Below are 20,056 nucleotides of genomic sequence, written 5' to 3'. Positions count from 1 at the left end.
ATGTACGATGTCATTGTTGTCGGCGGCGGCTCCGCCGGCGCCGCTGTTGCGGCGCGGCTCTCCGAGGATCCCGCAAGACGCGTCCTGCTGCTCGAAGCGGGCCTCGACTGGCGCGCCAACGAGGCGCCCTGGGAGGTGATGACGCCGAATCCGATTCCCATCATCCACAAGCGCGAGTACCAGGAAAAATGGCAGTGGCCTGATCTGCTGACGCGCCGCGTGGCGGGGCAGGAGCCGCGCTTCTATTGGCGCGGCAAGGGGCTGGGCGGCTCGTCGATGATGAACGGCCAGATCGCGATCCGCGGCGTTGCGGATGCGTTCGACGAATGGGCGGCCAATGGCTGCACCGGCTGGTCGGCGAAAGAGGTGATGCCGCTGTTCTCGGTGATCGAGGACGACATGGAATTCGGCCACACCGAGGGACATGGACGCGGCGGCCCGCTGCCGGTCTATCGCGCGCCACCTGAGAAATGGGGCCCGATCGATCGCGGCTTGCGCGATGCGGCGCTGGCCAGCGGCTATCCCAGGTGCGCCGACGTCAACGGCCCTGACGGCGAGGGTGTCGCCTGTTATCCCATCAACAGCCGCGACAGCCGCCGCATCACGACCAATGAGGGGTATCTCGAGCCCGCGCGCGGCCGTGCCAATCTGGAGATCCGCGGTCATGCGCTGGTCGATCGTGTGCTGATCAGCGACGGCCGCGCGACCGGCGTCCGCGTCCGCATCGAGGGGCAGGGCACGAGCGACATCGGTGCGCGCCAGATCGTGCTGAGCGCCGGCGCGATCCACAGTCCGGCGATCCTGCTGCGCTCGGGCATCGGCCCGGCCGAGGAACTGAAGGCGATGGGGATCGCCGTCGAGCGCGATCTGCCGGTCGGCCGCCACTTCTTCGACCACCCGCTGTTTCGCGCCACGATCCAGCTCCGCGAAAATCTCCGGCCGACCGATCCGGACACCCGCCACACCAATTGCTGCGTGACCTATTCCTCGGGCCTCGCCAAGGGCGGCAAGCGCGACATGATCCTGATCGCGTTCAACCACCGCGGCATCGGCGTGCCCGGGGCGATCGGCGCCGGGCTGTTCAACGCCTATTCGCGCGGAACGCTCAAGCTCGGCTCGACCGACCCCAGTATCGATCCCGTTGTCGAGGAGAACATGCTGGCCGATCCCCGCGACATGCTGCGCATGATGGATGCGGTGAAACGGCTCGCGGTGATCACCTCCCAGCCGGCGCTTTCCGGCATCGCCGACTGGATCCGGCTGACCGATACGGACCTGACCTTGCCGCAGGCCGCGGCCTTGCCGGATCACGAGCTCGACGCGCTGCTGCGTCGTGAGACCGGCGACATCCAGCACGCCGCCGGCAGCTGCCGCATGAGCGGCGTCAACGACCCCGATGGTGTGGTCAATCCTGATGGCACGGTGAAAGGCATCGCGGGCTTGCGCGTCGCCGACGCCTCGATCATGCCGTCCGATTGCCGCGCCAACACCCACTTCACGACGGTGGTGATCGGGGAAGCGATCGCGCGAATGATGATGCGGTAGTTGTCACAAATACAGGTGTCATGCCCCGCGAAGGCGGGGCATCCAGTACTCCGACGCACCAGTGGGTTCGCACAATGTCCGCCGCGGAGTACTGGATCGCCCGCCTTCGCGGGCGATGACAGCGAGAGTGGGGCTAGACTTGCCGTCGTGCCAATACACGTTTCAAACAGCGGGCGAGCGTTCGCCTTCTCGCGGCGGATATCACCCGAGTTTTGCTTCTCGCGCGCCCTCGTAGAGACAAGGGCGCAGGGAAGGCCGGGCGCCGGCTGGCACCCGCAAGTCCGTGCGCCACAAAAAATGCACACGGGGTGGACTACAGGTCTCGCCGGATCGCCCGGCCTTCCCTGCGCGAATGGTTTTAACGGTGTCCTTCGTGCTCTCCCCGGGGAGCGATGCACTATTGCCCCCGTCGCCTCACGGATGGCTGATGCGCGCGTCCGGTCGGACCGCAACATCACCGCAAGACTTGACGCACAGACCCCGGGCGTCAGGACCACACGACTTCTCCGTCCGCGCACGTCTTCGCTGGGAATCCGAGAGGTGGCGTGTGCTCGCTCCCGAAGCCATGCGAAGACGCTGTCAGCGCCGGGTCGTATGCGCAAGAGCCATTGCTCACGGTGTCCCGCCCTGCAATGCCGATCGCGCCCGACGCCGTCGCGTCCATCGCTGCCCGGCCTGCGGTTCGTGACGATCGCGATCCGCCCCTTGTCTCAGGCCAGGGTGTTTCGCATGTACGACAAATCCGAATTTCGGTAAAGTGGAATATTTTCGGGGCCGGAGCTTGACACGTCGTGAGATCACGCGGCGCGGCTGTATTGCCCGACAGGCAATCGTCGGCGGGGGCGTAGGTGACGAGCTTTCGGCCAGAGGGCGATGAAATGGCATACGGTCTTTGGATTTTTGCAATAGGACCGTTTGCAATCTCATTCAGATGAGTAAGGCCACCGCTGTTTTTCCGCGCGTTATTCCGCTCCTGGCCCTTAGCGGAGCCTTCGCGATACAGTGCTCTACGGCAGCTTTTGACCCAACTGAGACATGAAAGGGACGCTTAAGCTTGAGTTGCACAGTCGCGTCAGATCCGATTGCCCCAGAACCTATGTAACAATACGTAGTCCCATTCTTTCTTGATGCGGCCGTCACAATAGTTAGGTAGCGTGGCTTTATCGTCGGCCTGCCCGGCTACCGATGACTGTGAGCAGAAGACTCGCGCCCTCGACTCAGCGTGAGCCCCTATGCCCAAAAACTCTCCGCGCCCGATCTGCCCGAAATGCGGCAAGCCGATGCACTTCGTGATCGTCAAAACAGGCGGTCGCAAGTTTCGGTGTATTAAGTGCGATGACATCGACCCAATGCAGATCCCAGAAGTTCAAGCATGGACCAAAAGCGAATTGCACCCGCCGAAAACGACATGATTTGGCCGACCGATGCAATATCAAAAAATAGAATACACGATAGTTCAAGCCGCCAATCCTTTTGGCTGGAAATGGTCGTTTGAGCGAGAAGGCCGCCCGCCGAAAACTGGCACTTCATGTGATCGTGCAGGGGCAGTTTTTGCCGCCGAATGGGCGATCAAGCAAGCTCTCAAAGAGAAACGCTATTCAAAATAAGATCGGCGGAGTTGGCCGACTTCTCGGATGTCGCCTGTTGGCCCGTCGCTTCCGTCGACGCGATGAAGCTGCATGTCGGCTCGTAAAAGGCTGCGGCCGAGCGCCAAGCCGACGCTTCGCAACCTGCTGGTGGAAGAAGAGGCCAAGCTTGCCAATTGGCATAAGAAAAAACCGAAGTGGTAGGGCTCGCGGGGAGTGAGCAATTTTGCTCAGACGCGACGATGCGGATATGCAATTCGTGCCACACCGGGGTTTTGCAAACCCACCCGGGGCTGGGAAGCCGCTGCCCGCTACACAGATTAAGCGGGCGGCGCTTTTTCCATGGAGTAAGGCCGCCTCGGTTCGAAGCCTCCTTCAATTGACGGCGAACATGTCGCCTTCTGGCCCTTAGCGACCCTTCGAGGCGCCCCGTGTCGAAGTCTGCTGTTGATCCAGACCGGACCAGGCACCCAAATCCCTAATTGACGCCAGCTTATCCCGGTCCTTGAATGCTTCCGGGAGGGCCTAATGGAGGAACGCCTGCCCGCAGATTTCTGCGGCACTGCTTCGCGAGCGGCCGATCTTCACGCTGTCGGCTTCGAAGGTCGAGGTCCGCCGATGCGCATGGAGGTCTTAGCCATGAGGATTTCTTCAGCGCTTTTCGCCCTTTCGCTGACGTCGCTTGCTTCAGCGGGTGCGCCTGCACAAGGCCAAGACGGCCCGCCAGCATGGGCCTATCCGGTAAACCCGCCGAATTTCCAACGCGCCCCCGACGACGGTACGATCCGGCGAGTCCCCGACAGCGCCGCCGGTTTTACGCTCACGCAACTGCGCGATCTGTTCGCCGCTCCCGACTGGCACCCGGAAGACCATCCGGCGATGCCTGAGATCGTCGCAAAGGGGAGAACGCCTGACGTGTTCGCGTGCGGCGTCTGCCACAGGGCAGACGGACCGGGCGGCCCTGAGAATGCCAGCCTGTCTGGCTTCTCCGCGGAATACATCATCCAGCAAACGGTGGAGTTCAAGACGGGCCTGCGCATGAATTCGGTGCCCCGCGTCGCCACCGACCTGATGATCAAGACGTCCAAGGCCATCACCGATCAGGAACTCAAGGAGGCTGCGAACTATTTTGCGTCAATCAAGCCGAGATCGAACATTGCGGTCGTAGAGACCGACACCGTCCCGAAGACACATGTCAGGGACTTGTTCCTGGCGCCGATGGACGGCGGCGAGAAAGAGCCCATCGGCCAGCGCATCATCGAGATTCCGGAAAACGTGGAACACTTTCTCAGCCGGGACTCGCGCGCTCGTTTCATCGCCTATGTCCCGGTTGGCAGCATTAAGAAAGGGCGGGCGTTGGCGGCGAGCAGCGACCTCCGCGTCCAGTGCGCCGCCTGTCATGGTGCCGACCTCAAAGGGACTGCCGTGGCGCCAGGGATTGCGGCCCGTTCGCCCACGTACATGTTCCGTCAGCTTTACGACTTCAAGTCGGGCGCGCGGAAGGGCGCCAATAGCGACGTCATGAAACCGGCTGTTGAAAACCTCGGCATCGACGACATGATCGCGCTGGTCGCCTACACGGCGTCGCTCATGCCTTGACGTTTCCAGGCTGCTCGTACACGCCCTAGATCACCCCCACCAGCCGCAGCGCCACGCCTGCGGCGCAGCTCCCCGCCAGCACTGTGAGCATGCCGAGCTTGAAGCGGAAGATCGCGGTTGCGGCTGCGACCGACAGCACGAGCGCTGGAATGTCGACGCTGGTCAGCACCGGCATGTCGAAGTTCAGCGGGAAGGCGTGCACCGGTACGGTCTCGCGGAACAGCGTGTGCAGCGCGAACCAGATCGAGAGGTTGAGGATCACGCCGACGACGGCGGCAGTGATCGCGCCGAGCGCGCCGGCAAGGCCGGTGTTGCCGCGCAGGCGCTCGATATAGGGGGCGCCGACGAAGATCCAGAGGAAGCAGGGCGTGAACGTGACCCAGGTCGCGAGCAGGCCGCCAAGCGTTGCCGCCAGCATCGGCGACAGGCCGCTTGGATCGCGATAGGCCGCCATGAAGCCCACGAACTGGAGCACCATGATCAGCGGACCCGGCGTGGTCTCGGCCATGCCGAGGCCGTCGAGCATCTCGTGCGGCTTCAGCCAGTGATAATGCTCGACCGCCTGCTGGGCGACATAGGCCAGCACCGCGTAGGCGCCGCCGAAGGTGACGAGCGCCATCTCCGAGAAGAACAGGGCGATCTGGCTGAACACGTTGGCCTGGCCGAGCGCGGCGAGCAGGGCAACTACCGGCACCAGCCACAGCGCAAGCCACAGCGCGCCCACGCGGATCGCGCGGCCGGTGTCGGGTTTGATGTGATCGGGCACGGCGTCGCCGAGCATGCTGTCGATCACGGCGCTGCTGCCGCCATGACCGTGACCGGCCGGAGCAAATTCCGGACGGCCCTGTCTGGCGCCGATATATCCGATCAGGCCGGCGGCGATGATGATGATCGGGAAGGGGACTGCGAAGAAGAAGATCGCGACGAAGGCGATAGCCGCGAGCGCGATCATGATGCGGTTCTTCAGCGCGCGCTTGCCGACGCGCACCACGGCCTCGACGACGATGGCGAGCACGGCGGCCTTCAGGCCGAAGAACAGCGCCTCGACGAAGCTGACATTGCCGAAAGCCGCGTAGATGTAGCTGAGGGCCATGATGGCGATGATGCCGGGCAGGATGAAGAGCCCGCCCGCCATCAGCCCGCCGGCGGTGCGATGCATCAGCCAGCCGACATAGGTCGCAAGCTGCTGCGCCTCCGGCCCCGGCAGCAGCATGCAGTAGTTCAGCGCATGCAGGAAGCGGCCTTCGGAGATCCACTTCTTTTCTTCGACCAGGATGCGGTGCATCACCGCGATCTGGCCCGCGGGCCCGCCAAAGCTCAGGCAGGCGACGCGCAGCCAGACGCGGAAAGCTTCATTGAAGCTGATGCCGTGACCGGCATCAGCTCCTGATTGAACGTTACGGGTATCCATTACGCCTTCACTTTGTTGGTCGGCCAGTTGTGGGTCTCAGCCGTGGCGTCGCGGCACCAGCGGTAAAAGGCGTCGTAGAGCAGCAAGCCGGCCTCGAGCTGTTCGAGGTCGTCGTCATACATCCGCGACAGCCCGAGCGACGCCGCGAGCAGTCCGGGGGCCTCCGGCGCCAGATCAGGCCGCGCGGTGTCGGCGCCGCGCACCAGCGTTGCGAGCCGGAGCAGGGCCGGGGTGGCGATCCCGAACTCCTCGATCATGACGTCGAAGGTGCAGAGCTCGCCGCGGTGGCTCCAGAACACGTTCTCGATGTCGAACGGGGCTGCATTGAACCGCTCGCCGACCGCGACCACTTCGGACGGCGCCACATACAGGAACACCGCGTTGGGATCGACGAAGCGGCGGATCAGCCAGGGGCAGGCGATACGGTCGACCTTCGGCCGCGCCCGGGTCACCCAGACGGTGCGTCCCTTGGCGTCGCGGGGCGGCAGCTTGCGGGTGTCGAGGAGCGGCAGCTTGGCCTCCTTCCAGCCCTCGAAACCGCCGTCGAGCGTCTCGGCCTGAACGCCAAGCTGGCGGAGCCAGGCCGCGGTGCCCTGCGCAAGCTTGGCGCCGCGCAGGCAGGAGACGATGACGGAGCGGCCCGCGAAGGCGGCGCCCCAGTCGGGAACGTTCTCGTGGCTGAGCCTGATGGAGCCGGGGATCAGCCGCCGGTCGGCGGCAAAGTCCTCCTCGGTCCGCACGTCGATCAGGACAGGAGCGTTGGCCGTGCCGATCAGGCGCGCCAATTTATCGGATGATATGGTCGTGAATGTAGACATGATGCGTCCTCGCATAAACCAAACGGGACGCGATACTTGGGCATGTCGCCTCGTGGGGAGATCGCTCAAATCCCCATGAGCCGCATTACAACGAAACCGCGCCAAGCTGTCAACCGCCGGTTTTGCCGCTAATGAGCGTTAGAAAGATGTGCTGCCGGGGCCTATATTGGCCCCTTGCGGATTCTGTTTTCCGGAGAGTTGAGCCGATGCATTCCCATTCCATCGAGCAATGGACCCATGACCACGCTTTCCTGGGCGAGAAGCACGACGAGAACGAGCGGCGCACCTGGCTCGTGGTGGTCCTGACGCTGGTCATGATGGTCGGCGAGATCGTCGCCGGCTCGCTGTTCGGCTCGATGGCGCTGCTCGCCGACGGCTGGCACATGGGCACGCACGCAGCCGCGCTCGGCATTGCCGCGTTCGCCTACCGCTTCGCGCGCCGGCACCTGGGCAATGCGCATTTCACCTTCGGCACCGGCAAGTTCGGCGATCTCGCCGCCTTCTCCAGCGCGATCATCCTCGGGCTGATCGCGGTCGAGATCGCCTATGAGAGCGTGCTGCGGCTCTTCACGCCGGTGCCGATCGTCTATGGCGAGGCGATCGCGGTGGCGGCGCTCGGTCTTTGCGTCAACCTCGCCAGCGCGTGGCTGCTGCGCGGCAGCCACGATCATCACCATCACGGCCATGACCACGGCCATGCGCACGATGAACACGACGATCATGACCATCACCACCATCGTCATCACGACAACAATCTCCGCGCCGCCTATGTCCACGTCATGGCGGATGCCGCGACCTCGTTACTCGCGATCGGCGCGCTCGCGGTGGCGATGTATTCGGGATGGGTCTGGGCCGATCCGGCCGTCGGCCTGATCGGCAGCGTCGTGATCGCAAGCTGGGCGTTCGGCCTGATCAAGAGCTCGGGCGCGGTGCTGCTCGACGTGCGCGCCGACGAGAAGCTGGAGCGGGTGATCCGGGCACGCATGGAGGTCGGCGAGGATCGCGTCACCGACCTGCATCTCTGGCAGGTCGGCCCCGGCCATTGTGCCGTGCTGGTGTCCGTGGTGTCGGACAAGCCGAAGCAGCCGGCCGTCTACAAGAAGCGGCTCGCCGGGCTGAAGGGCCTCAGCCACGTCACGGTCGAGGTCGAGACCTGCCCGCACTGACGTGATCCGCGGGAGCGGAATTCTGCGGCGCGGCCGGGGTTGATCCTCGGTTGTAGCTTCCCAAACGCTTGCCAAGGAGGACCAAGGATGACGTCCAGGATCAAGCTTGCTTTTGCCGCCGCCGCTCTCGCCTTGTTCAGTCATGCAGCGATGGCGCAATCGGAAAAGCCCGGCGTCGAAAGGCTCTACGTCCTCAATTGCGGCGAGGGAACCGCCGGCGACATCTCGCGCTGGACGCCCGGTCTGAACGAAGGCAAGTCGATGGACTTCGTCGACAGTTGCTATCTCGTCAAGCACGCCAAGGGCTGGTTCCTGTGGGACACCGGCATCGCCGATTCCGTCGCCGCCATGCCCAATGGGCTGGTGCCCGCCGATCCCAAGGCCGTGACCTGGCGGCGGCCGAAGACGCTTGCCGCCCAGCTCGAACAGCTCGGCGTCAAGCCCGACGACGTCAAGGCGATGGCCGTTTCCCACACCCATCCCGACCACTCCGGCAATGTCGAGCTGTTCCCGCAGGCCATGCTCTACGTGCAGAAGGCCGAATATGACTGGCCCGGCGCCAACAACGAGCCGCGCTTCAAGCCTTCGCATCCCGTCGAGCAGCTCGCGGGTGACAAGGACGTGTTCGGCGACGGCAGCGTGACCATCCTGTCGACGCCCGGCCATACGCCGGGACACCAGTCGCTGCTGGTGAAGTTGCCGAAGACCGGTGCGGTGATCCTGTCCGGCGATGCCGTGCACTTCAGGGATAATTGGGATAACCGCCGCGTGCCCAGCATGAACGTCAACAAGGACCAGAGCGCGGCCTCGATGCAGAAGATCGCCGACACGCTCTCCAGGGAGAAGGCGCAGCTCTGGATCAATCACGACAAGGCCCAGCGCGACAGCCAGAAGATGGCTCCGGAGTTCTACGACTAGCTTCTCGTACCCGCTTGCTGCCACACTACAACGTGTTGTCGCGCCCCCTGATGCAGCGCTCAAGCGCGCTCGGCTTTCTCACGGTCGGCATGGGTGCGGGCGCCGTCGTGCTGGTGCTGGCGGGGCTCGTGAAAGGCAGCTTTGCGGCGCTCGATAACTTCACGACGGCGCAGTGGATCGCCGGCATCTATCTCGGTGCCGGCGGCGGTGCGTTCGCCTTCATCCTCTGGGTCATGGCGCGGGCGACGCCGACCCGGGTCGCCAATACGATGACGGTCAATCCGATCGCCGCGACCTTGCTGGCAGCGCTGCTGATCGGCGAGCCGATCACGGCAAATCTCCTGGTCGGGCTGCTCGCCGTCTTCGCCGGAATCTGGATTGCGACCAGCGAGGCGAAGCCCGCCTAGCTGCGCGGCGCGGTCGCTGCGGGAGGGCTCGCCTCCGGCGTCTTCTTCGGCTTCAGCGTGCCGGCATAGAACGACAGCAGCCACACCAGCATGACGGCAAGGAGATAGACGACCCAGGCCTGCGGCGGCGTGGTCGCCCAGCGCAGGAGGCCCTTGAATGTGCGGGGCGGGCTGTTGTCTTCGGTCATGGCCCGCTTGTGCGCGAAAGCGGCGGTGCGGTCAATCGGGCCGGCGCTCGGCGCGGATCAGGAACAGCGCCGCCAGCGCCGAGAGGCTCAGCGCGGAGGAGACGATCAGCACCTTGGCGCCCATGACGTCGATGAGCAGGCCGAACGCCAGTGGCGCCACCGCCTGTGCCATCCGCGCCGGCGCGCCGATGATGCCGAGGCGGTAGCCGAAATCCTTCGGCCCGAAGATCGACAGCGGCAGCGTGCCGCGGGCGATCGTCAGGATGCCGTTGCCGGAGCCGTGCAGCAACGCGAACGCGCTCGCCGCGGCGCCGCCGAAGATGGCGACGACGGCAGCTCCAATCGGATGGGTCACGCAGGCGAGCCGGGTCGACCACAGCGGATGAAAGCGGCTCAGAACGCTCGCTTCGAGGATGCGCGCGAGCACTTGCGCCGGACCGATCAGCGCGCCGGCCGCGATCGCTTCGACATGGGTCGCGCCGGTTGCCTCCACGATGCGCGGGAAATGCACCGCCATCGCGCCGGTGACGGTCCAGGCCGCGGCGAAGACGAAGGCGAGCAGGATCATGGTGCGGTCGAGCGGCACATGCGGCTTCGCGGCCGTCGCCGCCGCCTGCTTCGCGCCCTTGATCGCCGGCAGCATGAAGAAGTTGAGGGGCAGGCCGATCAGGATGTTGGCGGCGGCCCAGGCAAAGCAGGTCTCGCGCCAGCCGATATGGGCGAGGCCCCAGGCGGTGAGCGGCCAGCCGACGGTGGAGGCGAAGCCCGCCATCAGCGTGATGCCGGTGATGGGCCTGCGCGCCTCGGTGCCGTAGATGCGGCCGAGCGCGGCGAAGGCGGCGTCATAGAGCCCCATCGCCATGCCGATGCCGAGCACGAGCCAGGCGACCGCCATCACCAGAACGGATTGCGACAACCCAAGGAGCACGAGGCCGGCGGCCATGGTCAGGTTCGAGGCGGACAGCACCTGCCGTCCGCCGACGAGATCGATCTGCCGCCCGATCCGCGGGCCGAGCATCGCGGAGATCACCAGCGAGGCCGAGAACGCGCCGAAGATCCAGTTGGAGGAGACACCAAGGTCGTGCGCCATGGGATCGGCGAGCAGGGCCGGCAGATAGTAGCTGGAAGCCCAGGCCAGGGTCTGCGTGGTGCCGAGCGCCAGGATGATCGGGAGCTGGCGCTGGCTCATCCGCGCGTGCTTCCGATTCTGGCCGACAAAGTCATCATCGCCGGCATTTGCCGCCGGCGCAGCGAGTGCGTCAACCGTGATCGCGGCATATTCGACCTGCAAGGGACGGGAGCCTTGCGCATGGCTCGCGCGAGGCTTGCGCCTTTCGCTCGTCACGAATGCACGGCATAATGGCGCATGCAATTGACCTCGCGCCTCGCGCTGATGAACTGGCTGACCGGCCAGGGGCTCACGGGCCTGCCCGAAAACGAACTGCTCCGCGGGTTCTGCGAGCGCTGCCGCGCCGAGGGCCTGGAACTCTCGCGCGCCCTCGTCGTCATCGACACGCTGCATCCGATCTATGAGGGCCGCGGTTTCCGCTGGAGCGACCGGGCGAGCAACGAGAGCGACGCGTTCGAATACGGTTCGACCGCCGAAGGCGATGCGGCCCAGCACTGGCGCCGCTCGGTGTTCTTCCACATGCTCGAGCACGGCCACGACGAGATGGTGATCGATCTCGCCGACGCGCCGTCACTGGATTTCTCGCAGATCGGCGAACTCGCCGAGAAGGGCCATAAGCATTATCTCGCCTTCGTGCACCGCTTCGGCGAGAACGGCGCGCTCGGCCTGATGGATTGCCTCTATTCCTGCTGGACCACGCGCCGCGACAGCGGCTTCAGCGAAGCCGAGTTGGAGTCCCTGCGCGATCTCGTGCCGGTGCTGGGGCTCGCGATCAAGTCGGCGCAGCAGGTCGATATCGCGCGCACGCTCGGGCGCGTCTATCTCGGCCGCGGCGCCTCCGAGCAGGTGCTGGGCGGCCGCATCTCGCGCGGCGTCACCGAGCGCATCAAGGCAGTGCTGTGGTACTCGGATTTGCGCGGCTCGACCGGGATCAGCGAGAGCATCGGTCCCGACGAGATCATCCCGTTTCTCAACGACTATGCGCAGGCCGTGATCGATGCGATCCACGATGCCGGCGGCGACGTGCTGAAGCTGATCGGTGACGGTGTGCTCGCGATGTTCACCGGCGAGGACATGGCGCATGCGCGACGTGCTGCGCTCCGCGCCGAGCATCTGTTCCGCCAGAACGTCGCAGCGCTGAACAAGCGGCGGGAGGCGGACGGCCGTCCCACCACGTCGGCTTATATCGGGCTGCATGTCGGAGAGGTCTTCTACGGCAATATCGGCAGCGAGGATCGGCTCGATTTCACGGTGGTGGGTCCGACGGTGAACGAGGTCAGCCGCATCGCCTCGATGAGCCGCTCGGTCGATCGCGAGCTGTTGGCGTCGGCGGAGTTCTACAAGGGGCTCGATGCCGCCGGCCGCCGCTATCTCGTCTCCACCGGCCGCTATGCGCTGCGTGGCATCGGCCGCGCGCAGGACCTCTACACGCTCGATCCGGAGGTTGACGCCAGCGAGCCGGTGACGGGGAGCTATGAGCGGTATCTGGCGAGTTAGGCATCACTCCCTCGCTAACGTCGTCCTGGCGAAAGCCAGGACGACGACGACGGAGGATGCTGCGCCACTTTCCGCAATCGCGACGCAGCTAACACCTCACCGCCACCTCATCCCCCACCATGTCCGGCTGCCGGTCGAGTGACGCGGCCGGTGACAGCAGGATCACGAGCGCCTGCATGCCGAACACCGCCGCCGCGAGATAAAGGCACGCCTCCGCGCTCCAGAGCCCGCCGACGATCGCCCCCAGCGCCGAGCCGAGCGGGCGGGCGCCGTAGCTCATGATGTTGATGGCGGAGACGCGGCCGAGCAGGCGCGGCGGCGTCACGGACTGGCGCAAGGTGGTGGTCGAGATCACCCACAGGATCGGCCCGACGCCGAGCAGGAAGAAGCTTAAGGCCGCAAGCCAGGGCGAGGGGACCAGCACCGTCAGCGCCATCACCAAGGAGGCGACGAAGCCGGTGACCGGGCCGAGGCCGACAACCGTGCCGAAGGCGACGCGCTGCATAACGCGCGTCGCGAACAGCGCGCCGATCACCATGCCGACGCCGTACATCGTCAGCACCGTGCCGACGCCGGCGGCGGTCAGCCCGAGATGGCGCACGGCATAAGGCACGAACACGGCGATCTGCAAGAACCAGCCGGTGTTGAAGATGAACTGGGTGATGAAGACCGGCCTGAGCAGCGGATGGTGAAACACGAAGGCTGCGCCTTCGCGGATGTCCTGGAACGGATGGCGCCGCGGCGCCGGCGTGCGGGCGGGCTCGTAGATGCCGGAGAGCAGCACCACGGCAATGGCCGAGAGCGCCGCGGCAAAGCCGAAAGCCAGGCTCGCGCCCCACCAGCCGACCAGCGCGCCACCAAGCGCAGGCCCGCTGGCAAAGGCGATGGTGCGCGCGAGCTCGATCCGGGCATTGGCGGCTGGCAACAGGTCCGAACTCACCAGCGAGGGCACCAGGGCCGGTGCGGCCACGCTGTAGACGACGGTGCCGCACACGGCAGCGAAGCCGAGCAGGGCCAGCAGCGGCAGATTGAGGGCGCCGAGCGCAAGCAGCAGCACGATCGCCGCGAGGGCTGCGGCCCGCAGCGCCTCGGCGCCCGCCATCAGTGCGCGGCGGGAGATGCGGTCGGCGAGCAGGCCGGCCGGGATGGCGAAGAGCACGAACGGAAGTGTCAGCGCCGTCTGCAATAGGCCGGTCTGGCCTTCAGCGACCCCGAGCGTCAGCACGGCGACGATGGGGGCTGCGGCCAGCGCGATCTGCTCGGCCGATTGCGCCGCGAGATTGGACCAGGCGAGGCGGTTGAAGGTGTCGGGGAGGCGAGGCGGATTTGACATGGCTCATTTCCTGCAGTGTCGGATTGGCGCCAGTATCCGCCCCCGAGACCGGCCAAACCCACCCGCTTCCCGACAGGCCCGGGGCAAAACAGGTCCGTGCCGGGAACCGATGGGGCCAGATGCAGTTGCAAATGAGTTGCAATAAGCTTCGACTTCGGTATTCTGACCACATGGATGCCCGATCGCCCGATTTAACCACCGACGCCGCCGGCTGGCGCACCGACGTGCCGACCACAAAAAGCCTGGCCGAGGTGAATGCCTCCGTCGCCCTCCCCACGGCGGGGGTGTGGTGGCGGCGGCTGCTCGCCTTCGTCGGTCCGGGCTATCTCGTCTCGGTCGGCTACATGGATCCCGGCAACTGGGCGACCGACCTCGCCGGCGGATCGAAGTTCGGCTACACGCTGCTCTCGGTCATCCTGCTCTCGAACCTGATGGCGATCCTGCTCCAGTCGCTGGCGGCGCGGCTCGGCATCGTCACCGACCGCGACCTCGCGCAGGCCTGCCGCGCGACCTATTCGCCGGCGGTGAACTTCCTGCTCTGGCTCGCCTGCGAGGCGGCGATCATCGCCTGCGATCTCGCCGAGGTCATCGGCACGGCGATCGCGCTCAAGCTCCTGTTCGGCATCCCCCTGATCGGCGGCGCGCTGATCGCCGCGCTCGATGCCTTCCTGCTGCTGCTATTGATGAACCGCGGCTTCCGTTTCCTGGAAGCCTTCGTCATCGCGCTGCTCGCGGTGATCGCGGTTTGCTTCGCGGTCCAGATCGTGGCCGCGGCGCCGCCGGTCGCGGAGGTCCTGCATGGCTTCATGCCGAAGAGCGAGATCTTCACCAATCCGGAGATGCTCTACATCGCGATCGGTATCATCGGCGCGACCGTGATGCCGCATAATCTCTATCTGCACTCCTCGATCGTGCAGACGCGCGCCTATGAGCGCAACGAGACCGGCCGGCGCGAGGCGATCAAATGGGCGACGACGGACTCGACCATCGCCCTGATGCTGGCGCTGTTCATCAACGCCGCGATCCTCGTGGTCGCCGCGGCAACCTTCCACAAGAGCGGCCATTCCGACGTCGCCGAGATCGGCCAGGCTTTCGAGCTCTTGTCACCGCTGCTCGGCCTCGGTATCGCCTCGACGCTGTTTGCCATCGCGCTGCTGGCCTCGGGTCTTAACTCCACTGTGACCGCGACGCTTGCAGGCCAGATCGTGATGGAGGGTTTTCTCGATCTGCGCCTGCCAAGCTGGGCGCGCCGCCTGCTCACGCGCGGCATCGCGATCATTCCGGTGATCATCGTCACGGCGATCTACGGCGAGCGCGGCACGGCCGATCTCTTGGTGTTCAGTCAGGTCGTGCTGTCGATGCAGCTGCCCTTCGCCGTCATCCCGCTGGTCCGCTTCGTCTCCGATCGCCGCAAGATGGGCAAATTCGCGATTTCCCCGTACGTCGCTGCGATCGCGTGGATCGTCGCGGGCGTCATCGTGGTTTTGAATCTGAAGCTGCTGGCGGATACGCTGTTGGGGTGAGCCGAGGCGGCCGCTTGCTCCGCCTGGCCACAACAGCCGCGCCCGGTGGCATTTTGGGCTAGCGGCCTGATTTTCCCAAGAGCACGAAAGGGCGGATGGGCACACGCCTGAACCTCGATTTTGTGAACTGCCTCACTTTTCAATTTATGCGGGGCGCGTATACTGCCCACCAATTGCTACTAGGACGAGTGTTGTAGGGCGTAGTGTCATGTTGTTTGTTTCAGGATTGATTTTACTCCCCGCGGGATGATCGGCGGCCCGCGCCGGATAAAGTGCGCCGACCGCATTTTCTCCGGATACATCTATCGGTTCTGCGCGAGCCCGGTCGGCACGCGAATGGTTGGTTAGATTCATTGCTTTGATTGACGGCTTGTTTTTTCGCTGCGCGGGTTCACGTCCGGGAGGGGACGATGATCAGGCCAGGAAGCATCGGTTGTTTCGGTAAATTCATTGATGAATGGGGGCTGCCGTGACCAGGTGTCCCACGTGTTCAACGCGTGTTGCCCGCGAAGATCGGTTCTGCTCGCAATGCGGCGCGGATCTCAAGCGTCGCGTGGTGGAGCCCGGTACCCAGGATCGGGGCGCACAGGTCGTCCAGCTGCGTGATCATCCGCCGCTACGATCAAAGATGCTGACCGAGAATAAGCACGTCAGCGTGCTTTTCGCCGATGTCTGCGACTCGACCGCATTGCTGCAGCATTCCGACCCCGAAGAAGCCCGCAACTACCTCGGCAAGGCGCTGAACCAACTGGCCGAGGCGGTCGAGACCTATGGCGGCACGGTCAGCCAGTTGCTCGGCGATGGGCTCGTCGCCTTGTTCGGTGCGCCCCTGGCGCAGGAGGATCACGCCTTACGTGCGTGCCTTGCCGCCCTCAAGATGCAGAGAGCAACCGTTCCCGGCCATGATGTGCAAGGCGTTGCAAGTCCGACGCTGCGCATCGGCATCAATTCGGGAGAGGTGTTGGTCGGGGTTGTCGGACAATACGATTGGTCGCACTACGGAGCAGATGGCAAGACGATTCACCTTGCGTCCCGGCTCGAAAAGATGGCACCGCCCGGCGGCATTCTGGTCAGTGCCGCGACGCAGCGGCTTGTCGCCCAGCAGATCGAGACGCGGTCGGTAGGGACCCGGCAAATACGGGGATTGGACGAGCCGATCGAACTCCACGAGGTCGTGGTCGAGACCGAAAGTTCGGCAGCGGCGCCGCTGACGCGCAAGCAACGCTGGGCGCCTCTGGTCGGACGCGAAGATTCCTTACGGATCCTGGCAGGGGACCTTGAGGTCGTCCGAAAGGGTGGAATGCGAACGATCGGGCTGTGCGGCGATGCCGGGATCGGAAAGTCCCGCTTGGTTGCCGACTGGACGGCCGCCCTCGCAAGCGAGGGCATGGACGTCTGCGTTTCGCAGGCGAGAGGCTATGCGAGCACGCGCGCCTACAGCGCCGCCGCGGACCTGATCGCGAGCCTGGTTGGGCTGGTGCAAATGAACGTGACGGACGTACGGCAGTCCGCCAGGCAGGCCTTGATCGAGGGATGGCCAGCCGAGGGCGCCGAACATCTCGCGGCGGCCAGCGACCTGTTGGGGCTGGCGGCGCCCGATCAGGCCTGGCTGGCGCTGAACCCGGTACAACGACGGCGCCGCATTGGCGAAGCTCTGCTGTGGCTGGTGCGCAGGCGCGCGCGGTCTGGCCCGTTCGTGCTGGTGCTCGAGGACGTTTTCCTGGCCGATCGCGAGAGCCGGAGGTTGTTCGAGGCCTTGCTTCCGAAGCTTCAGGAGCTGCCGGTTCTGGTCTGCGTTAGCTATCGGCCCGATTTCGAGCACCAGTGGCGGCAGGCGCCGTGGTTCGTAGAGCGCATGATCGAGCCGCTACACGACGGCCAGATGCTCAGGCTCGCGCGTGCCCTGCTGGGGGACGATCCATCTGTGCTCGGCGTCATGAACGAGCTGGTCGCCCGCGCCGACGGTAATCCCTTCTTCCTTGAGCAACTGGTCATCACCCTCATCGATGACGGATCGCTCGAGGGAACGCCGGGAGCGTACCGCCTCCAGAGGCCTCTCGGAGAGCTGCGCGTGCCGGGCTCGATCGCCGCGGTCATCGGCGCGCGGACCGACAGGCTGCCCGAAGCCGCCAAGTCTGCGCTCGAGGCTGCGGCCGTTCTTGGCGATCCCATCACGCGCGACCTGATCGCCACGATGCAGGCGGTGGACATCGCGCGCGCCGAAGAATTGCTCGCTCTTTGCGTCGCGTCCGGCCTCCTGTCGTGTCCGGAGCAGACGAGCCTATCGCTCGAGCCGCCGGCGTTCGCGTTCCGCCACGCGCTGGTGCGCGACGTCGTGCTCGGGGTGCTTACGCGCAGCAGGCTCAAGGCGCTGCATCGACAGGCCTTCCTGGCGCTCCACGCGCAGCCGGGAGCCGCGGATGCCGATGCCGCGCCGGTGTTGGCGCATCATTCCTTCAAAGGCGAGGAATGGGAGCAGGCGGCGAAGTTCGCCATCAAGTCGATGGCACGAGCCATCTCGCATTCGGCCAATCAGGAGGCCCTCCAATTGTTCGAGAAGGGGATCCAGGCTGCACGGCGTGTCGACGGCGCCCCGACTGCGCAAGCCCTGGAGCTTGCGCTTCGTCTGGAAGCCATCGGGGCAATGATGGCCCTTGGGCAGATCGACGACATCTTCAGCAACATGGAAAGGGCTGAAGCCATTGCCGTGCAACTGAACGATCAGCGCGCACGGGCGGCGGTTTCGACCGAGACAGCGGTGTTTCTGTGGATGCGCGGTCGTTTCGAGCAAGGCTTGCGCTACGCCTCGCAGGGCCTGGAAGCGGCCCGCCTTGCACAGCGTCGCCACATGACGATGGCGGCGCATCAGACGCGCCTGATGCATCTGCATGCCCTCGGGCGATACGCGGAAGCGGCCATCGAAGGCAACGTCCTGCTGTCCGAATACGGCCCGGAACTGTCGGCGCACTACGTTCAGCCCGGATGGGCCGCCATTCCCATCATCAACCTGTATGCGTTTCACGCCAGCACGCTCTGGCGCCTCGGGGACAGCGAAGCCGGTAGCGCCTTCTGCGCCAAGGCCTACGAGATCTTGTCGAACATCGACCACCCATACTCCCGTCTGCTGATCGATACCGTCCAATCGCAGATGTGGATCGAGAACGACGAGCTCGACCGGGCGGAACGCATGATGCGCATGGACCTGCAGCAGTGCCTGACGCACAACGTGCCGACCATGCTTTCCGTTTGCATGGGCGTTCTCGGCAGCGCGCTTGCACGCAACGGCAAGGCTGCCGAAGCGGTGCCCATGCTGGAGAGAGGGTTCGCCGATCGCATCTACGAGGCGGCCGGCCCCTACGGCCGGACGTTCATGCGCGTGAGCCTCGGTGTCGCCTATCGCAAGCTCCGACGGCTGGACGATGCGATCGCGGTCGGACGCAAGGCGGTCGAGCAGGCCGCTGAAGAATACGGGCACCAGACCGAAGCTCTGTACGAGCTCGCTGAAACGTTGCGGCACGCCGGCGATCAGGCCGGGGCCGAAGCGCATTTCAAGCGAGTCGCTCTGGCGGCGGAACGCCTGGGCATGCCCCACTATCAAAGGCGGGCCGCAGCGGCCCTCGCGGATTGGCGGAAGGATGGGCATGCAGCATGAAACTCTCCACTTATGAACCCGACGCCTTGCAGCCGGGAGCACGCAGTCTCTCCTATGGTGTCTTTTGCTGGCTCAACCGCCACATCACCGTCTTGCGTGCGCTCGGCGCACTGCTGCGGCGCTGGCCCTCGGTGGGGGGCTTGTTCGGCATGGTGGCACGCGCCAGTGCCGTCAAGGACGTGCTGACGCGCACGCGCAGCTTTTCCAACACGGCGCATGCGGCCAACATGGTCTCCGGAGACTATCTCATCGGGATGGATCCCGGCCCGACCTATTCGGCCGATCGGGATCTCGTCCATGCGCGGTTGGCGGCTCTGGACGTTCCAGCCGATTCCGATGCCGAGGCACAGCGCCGGATCAAGGACCTGAGCAAGCCCGGAGCGGCCGAATTCGATCTGATCGATGATTACCTGATGTGGGTCGTATTCCACGCCATGAGACCCCTGTTTGGAGATGCGACAGGCGCCGTGGTTGCGGGGTCGGCGACCAACGCTGCGCAAGGCGATGTCGATGAAGGCTTGCAACGACAGTACATGCTTGAGATCCGATACGTCGCGGGGCAGCTGCTGGCTGGCAACCTGGCGACACTCGACCTCCGGCGGCGGGCGGAATCGTGTGGGGATGCGCTACAGGCGCGCATCGATCGCGTCACCGGCCCCATCGGCGCTGCGTGGGGCGTCAAAAGCTCCTCCGAGGACATTGAACGAAACGCGGTAGGCCTTGCCTGGATCTCGCATCCGGTCACCGTCCAGTCGGGAGCCCTTGTCATGCAAGAGCTGCTGGGACGCCAGAAGGTCTATGAACAGCTGCGATCGCGGGCCAGGGCTCTCGGCGAGTCCCGCGTCTGGACCGACCCCGATTTTCGCAAGGCCGTGCGCAACCATGTGCTCGAGCTCATGCGCTTCCGGCCGATTTTTCCGCTGCTGGCGCGCGACGTGCCGCGGGATACGGAAATGGAGACGGGCGCGCGAAGCAACGCTGGATGTCCGGGCGGCGGCAAGGTCTCGCTGTTGTCGATCGCTGCCCTGTTCGATCCCAGCGCGGTGCCCCAAAGCGGTCGCTTCTGCCCGAACCGCGATTGGGGCAGCGAAGATGCCTTGCGGTATCTCATGTTCGGCTATGGCTACCGCCAATGTCCCGCCCGGGACTACGCGGTGGATATCCTGACAAGCGCGCTGATCGGCTTGCTCACCTTGCCCCGGCTGCAACTGGCGCGCGGTGAAGGCAAGGCCATTGCTTATGACGGACCGCTGATGTTGTGCATGCGCATGCGTATCACCTGAG

General features: G+C 65.1%; 15 protein-coding genes. 10 read left to right on the top strand and 5 right to left on the bottom strand.

The genetic code is table 11. The features are described 5' to 3' along the window. The 3 genes from ACE10W_RS22615 to ACE10W_RS22605 all read left to right on the top strand — a co-directional run bounded on the left by ACE10W_RS22615 (nt 1) and on the right by ACE10W_RS22605 (nt 4,730). Complete coding sequence (locus tag ACE10W_RS22615) at nt 1-1,545, top strand: GMC family oxidoreductase (protein ID WP_375761985.1); 1,545 nt, start codon at nt 1-3, stop codon at nt 1,543-1,545. A 1,424-nt stretch (nt 1,546-2,969) separates the two neighbouring features. Next, nucleotides 2,970-3,152, top strand: a complete 183-nt coding sequence (locus tag ACE10W_RS22610; RefSeq protein WP_162494116.1) for a hypothetical protein — start codon at nt 2,970-2,972, stop codon at nt 3,150-3,152. 507 nt (nt 3,153-3,659) lie between these two features. Then, nucleotides 3,660-4,730, top strand: a complete 1,071-nt coding sequence (locus ACE10W_RS22605) for a c-type cytochrome (RefSeq protein WP_011087814.1) — start codon at nt 3,660-3,662, stop codon at nt 4,728-4,730. A gap of 25 nt (nt 4,731-4,755) precedes the next feature. On the opposite strand, the gene chrA is transcribed toward ACE10W_RS22605, so the two are convergent. Both chrA and ACE10W_RS22595 read right to left on the bottom strand, forming a co-directional pair. Further along, nucleotides 4,756-6,141, bottom strand: a complete 1,386-nt coding sequence (chrA, locus tag ACE10W_RS22600; protein WP_375761984.1) for a chromate efflux transporter — start codon at nt 6,139-6,141, stop codon at nt 4,756-4,758. Beyond that, nucleotides 6,141-6,959 carry a chromate resistance protein ChrB domain-containing protein gene (locus ACE10W_RS22595; RefSeq protein ID WP_028171619.1) on the bottom strand — a complete coding sequence of 273 codons (819 nt, stop codon included), beginning with the start codon at nt 6,957-6,959 and terminating at the stop codon, nt 6,141-6,143. Before ACE10W_RS22595 ends, chrA begins: the two co-directional genes overlap by 1 nt. Nucleotides 6,960-7,165: 206 nt before the next feature. Between ACE10W_RS22595 and dmeF the strand changes: the two genes are divergently transcribed. The 3 genes from dmeF to ACE10W_RS22580 all read left to right on the top strand — a co-directional run bounded on the left by dmeF (nt 7,166) and on the right by ACE10W_RS22580 (nt 9,450). Next, a complete protein-coding gene (dmeF, locus tag ACE10W_RS22590) occupies nt 7,166-8,125 on the top strand; it encodes a CDF family Co(II)/Ni(II) efflux transporter DmeF (protein WP_028171620.1) in 960 nt (319 codons plus the stop codon). An 87-nt stretch (nt 8,126-8,212) separates the two neighbouring features. Next, nucleotides 8,213-9,043, top strand: coding sequence for an N-acyl homoserine lactonase family protein (locus ACE10W_RS22585; RefSeq protein ID WP_182871867.1), 831 nt, complete (start codon nt 8,213-8,215; stop codon nt 9,041-9,043). Between the two features lie 50 nt (nt 9,044-9,093). Further along, nucleotides 9,094-9,450: an EamA family transporter gene (locus ACE10W_RS22580; RefSeq protein ID WP_244651760.1), complete on the top strand. Its 357-nt coding sequence runs from the start codon at nt 9,094-9,096 to the stop codon at nt 9,448-9,450. Here ACE10W_RS22580 and ACE10W_RS22575 read toward each other — a convergent pair. Both ACE10W_RS22575 and ACE10W_RS22570 read right to left on the bottom strand, forming a co-directional pair. Further along, nucleotides 9,447-9,638 carry a hypothetical protein gene (locus tag ACE10W_RS22575; protein WP_038966343.1) on the bottom strand — a complete coding sequence of 64 codons (192 nt, stop codon included), beginning with the start codon at nt 9,636-9,638 and terminating at the stop codon, nt 9,447-9,449. The two genes, ACE10W_RS22580 and ACE10W_RS22575, sit on opposite strands and share 4 nt — an antisense overlap. A gap of 31 nt (nt 9,639-9,669) precedes the next feature. Then, complete coding sequence (locus ACE10W_RS22570) at nt 9,670-10,827, bottom strand: MFS transporter (RefSeq protein WP_182871866.1); 1,158 nt, start codon at nt 10,825-10,827, stop codon at nt 9,670-9,672. Nucleotides 10,828-11,004: 177 nt separating this feature from the next. Between ACE10W_RS22570 and ACE10W_RS22565 the strand changes: the two genes are divergently transcribed. Then, nucleotides 11,005-12,264 (top strand): adenylate/guanylate cyclase domain-containing protein, encoded by a 1,260-nt coding sequence (locus ACE10W_RS22565; RefSeq protein ID WP_011087807.1) that lies wholly within the window; start codon nt 11,005-11,007, stop codon nt 12,262-12,264. A gap of 88 nt (nt 12,265-12,352) precedes the next feature. Here the strand turns inward: ACE10W_RS22565 and ACE10W_RS22560 are convergent, their stop codons facing one another. Beyond that, entirely contained in the window at nt 12,353-13,597 is a 1,245-nt protein-coding gene (locus ACE10W_RS22560; protein ID WP_110116256.1) for an MFS transporter, read from the bottom strand. A 170-nt stretch (nt 13,598-13,767) separates the two neighbouring features. Here ACE10W_RS22560 and ACE10W_RS22555 point away from each other — a divergent pair, with 170 nt between their 5' ends. The 3 genes from ACE10W_RS22555 to ACE10W_RS22545 all read left to right on the top strand — a co-directional run bounded on the left by ACE10W_RS22555 (nt 13,768) and on the right by ACE10W_RS22545 (nt 20,055). Beyond that, the gene (locus ACE10W_RS22555; RefSeq protein WP_011087805.1) at nt 13,768-15,120 is read left to right on the top strand and encodes an Nramp family divalent metal transporter; all 1,353 of its coding nucleotides are present in this window, start codon (nt 13,768-13,770) and stop codon (nt 15,118-15,120) included. A 628-nt stretch (nt 15,121-15,748) separates the two neighbouring features. Next, nucleotides 15,749-18,772, top strand: a complete 3,024-nt coding sequence (locus ACE10W_RS22550) for an adenylate/guanylate cyclase domain-containing protein (protein WP_375761983.1) — start codon at nt 15,749-15,751, stop codon at nt 18,770-18,772. Continuing rightward, nucleotides 18,769-20,055: a hypothetical protein gene (locus ACE10W_RS22545; RefSeq protein WP_375761982.1), complete on the top strand. Its 1,287-nt coding sequence runs from the start codon at nt 18,769-18,771 to the stop codon at nt 20,053-20,055. Before ACE10W_RS22550 ends, ACE10W_RS22545 begins: the two co-directional genes overlap by 4 nt. Nucleotide 20,056: the final 1 nt, after the last annotated feature.

This window comes from Bradyrhizobium sp. B025 (assembly GCF_042257955.1).
GTDB classification, from domain to species: Bacteria; Pseudomonadota; Alphaproteobacteria; order Rhizobiales; family Xanthobacteraceae; genus Bradyrhizobium; species Bradyrhizobium diazoefficiens.
The sequence above is the reverse complement of the archived record's forward strand: the minus strand, read 5'-3'. Positions and strand labels throughout refer to the sequence as shown.

Bases quoted from the DNA above. Each gene is read 5' to 3' on its own strand.
- ACE10W_RS22595 (WP_028171619.1), bottom strand. From the start codon at position 6,959: ATGTCTACATTCACGACCATATCATCCGATAAATTGGCGCGCCTGATC.
- dmeF (WP_028171620.1), top strand. From the start codon at position 7,166: ATGCATTCCCATTCCATCGAGCAATGGACCCATGACCACGCTTTCCTG.
- ACE10W_RS22565 (WP_011087807.1), top strand. From the start codon at position 11,005: ATGCAATTGACCTCGCGCCTCGCGCTGATGAACTGGCTGACCGGCCAG.
- ACE10W_RS22615 (WP_375761985.1), top strand. From the start codon at position 1: ATGTACGATGTCATTGTTGTCGGCGGCGGCTCCGCCGGCGCCGCTGTT.
- ACE10W_RS22550 (WP_375761983.1), top strand. From the start codon at position 15,749: ATGCTGACCGAGAATAAGCACGTCAGCGTGCTTTTCGCCGATGTCTGC.
- ACE10W_RS22545 (WP_375761982.1), top strand. From the start codon at position 18,769: ATGAAACTCTCCACTTATGAACCCGACGCCTTGCAGCCGGGAGCACGC.
- ACE10W_RS22570 (WP_182871866.1), bottom strand. From the start codon at position 10,827: ATGAGCCAGCGCCAGCTCCCGATCATCCTGGCGCTCGGCACCACGCAG.
- ACE10W_RS22555 (WP_011087805.1), top strand. From the start codon at position 13,768: ATGGATGCCCGATCGCCCGATTTAACCACCGACGCCGCCGGCTGGCGC.
- ACE10W_RS22580 (WP_244651760.1), top strand. From the start codon at position 9,094: ATGCAGCGCTCAAGCGCGCTCGGCTTTCTCACGGTCGGCATGGGTGCG.
- ACE10W_RS22610 (WP_162494116.1), top strand. From the start codon at position 2,970: ATGCAATATCAAAAAATAGAATACACGATAGTTCAAGCCGCCAATCCT.
- ACE10W_RS22560 (WP_110116256.1), bottom strand. From the start codon at position 13,597: ATGTCAAATCCGCCTCGCCTCCCCGACACCTTCAACCGCCTCGCCTGG.
- ACE10W_RS22585 (WP_182871867.1), top strand. From the start codon at position 8,213: ATGACGTCCAGGATCAAGCTTGCTTTTGCCGCCGCCGCTCTCGCCTTG.
- chrA (WP_375761984.1), bottom strand. From the start codon at position 6,141: ATGGATACCCGTAACGTTCAATCAGGAGCTGATGCCGGTCACGGCATC.
- ACE10W_RS22575 (WP_038966343.1), bottom strand. From the start codon at position 9,638: ATGACCGAAGACAACAGCCCGCCCCGCACATTCAAGGGCCTCCTGCGC.
- ACE10W_RS22605 (WP_011087814.1), top strand. From the start codon at position 3,660: ATGGAGGAACGCCTGCCCGCAGATTTCTGCGGCACTGCTTCGCGAGCG.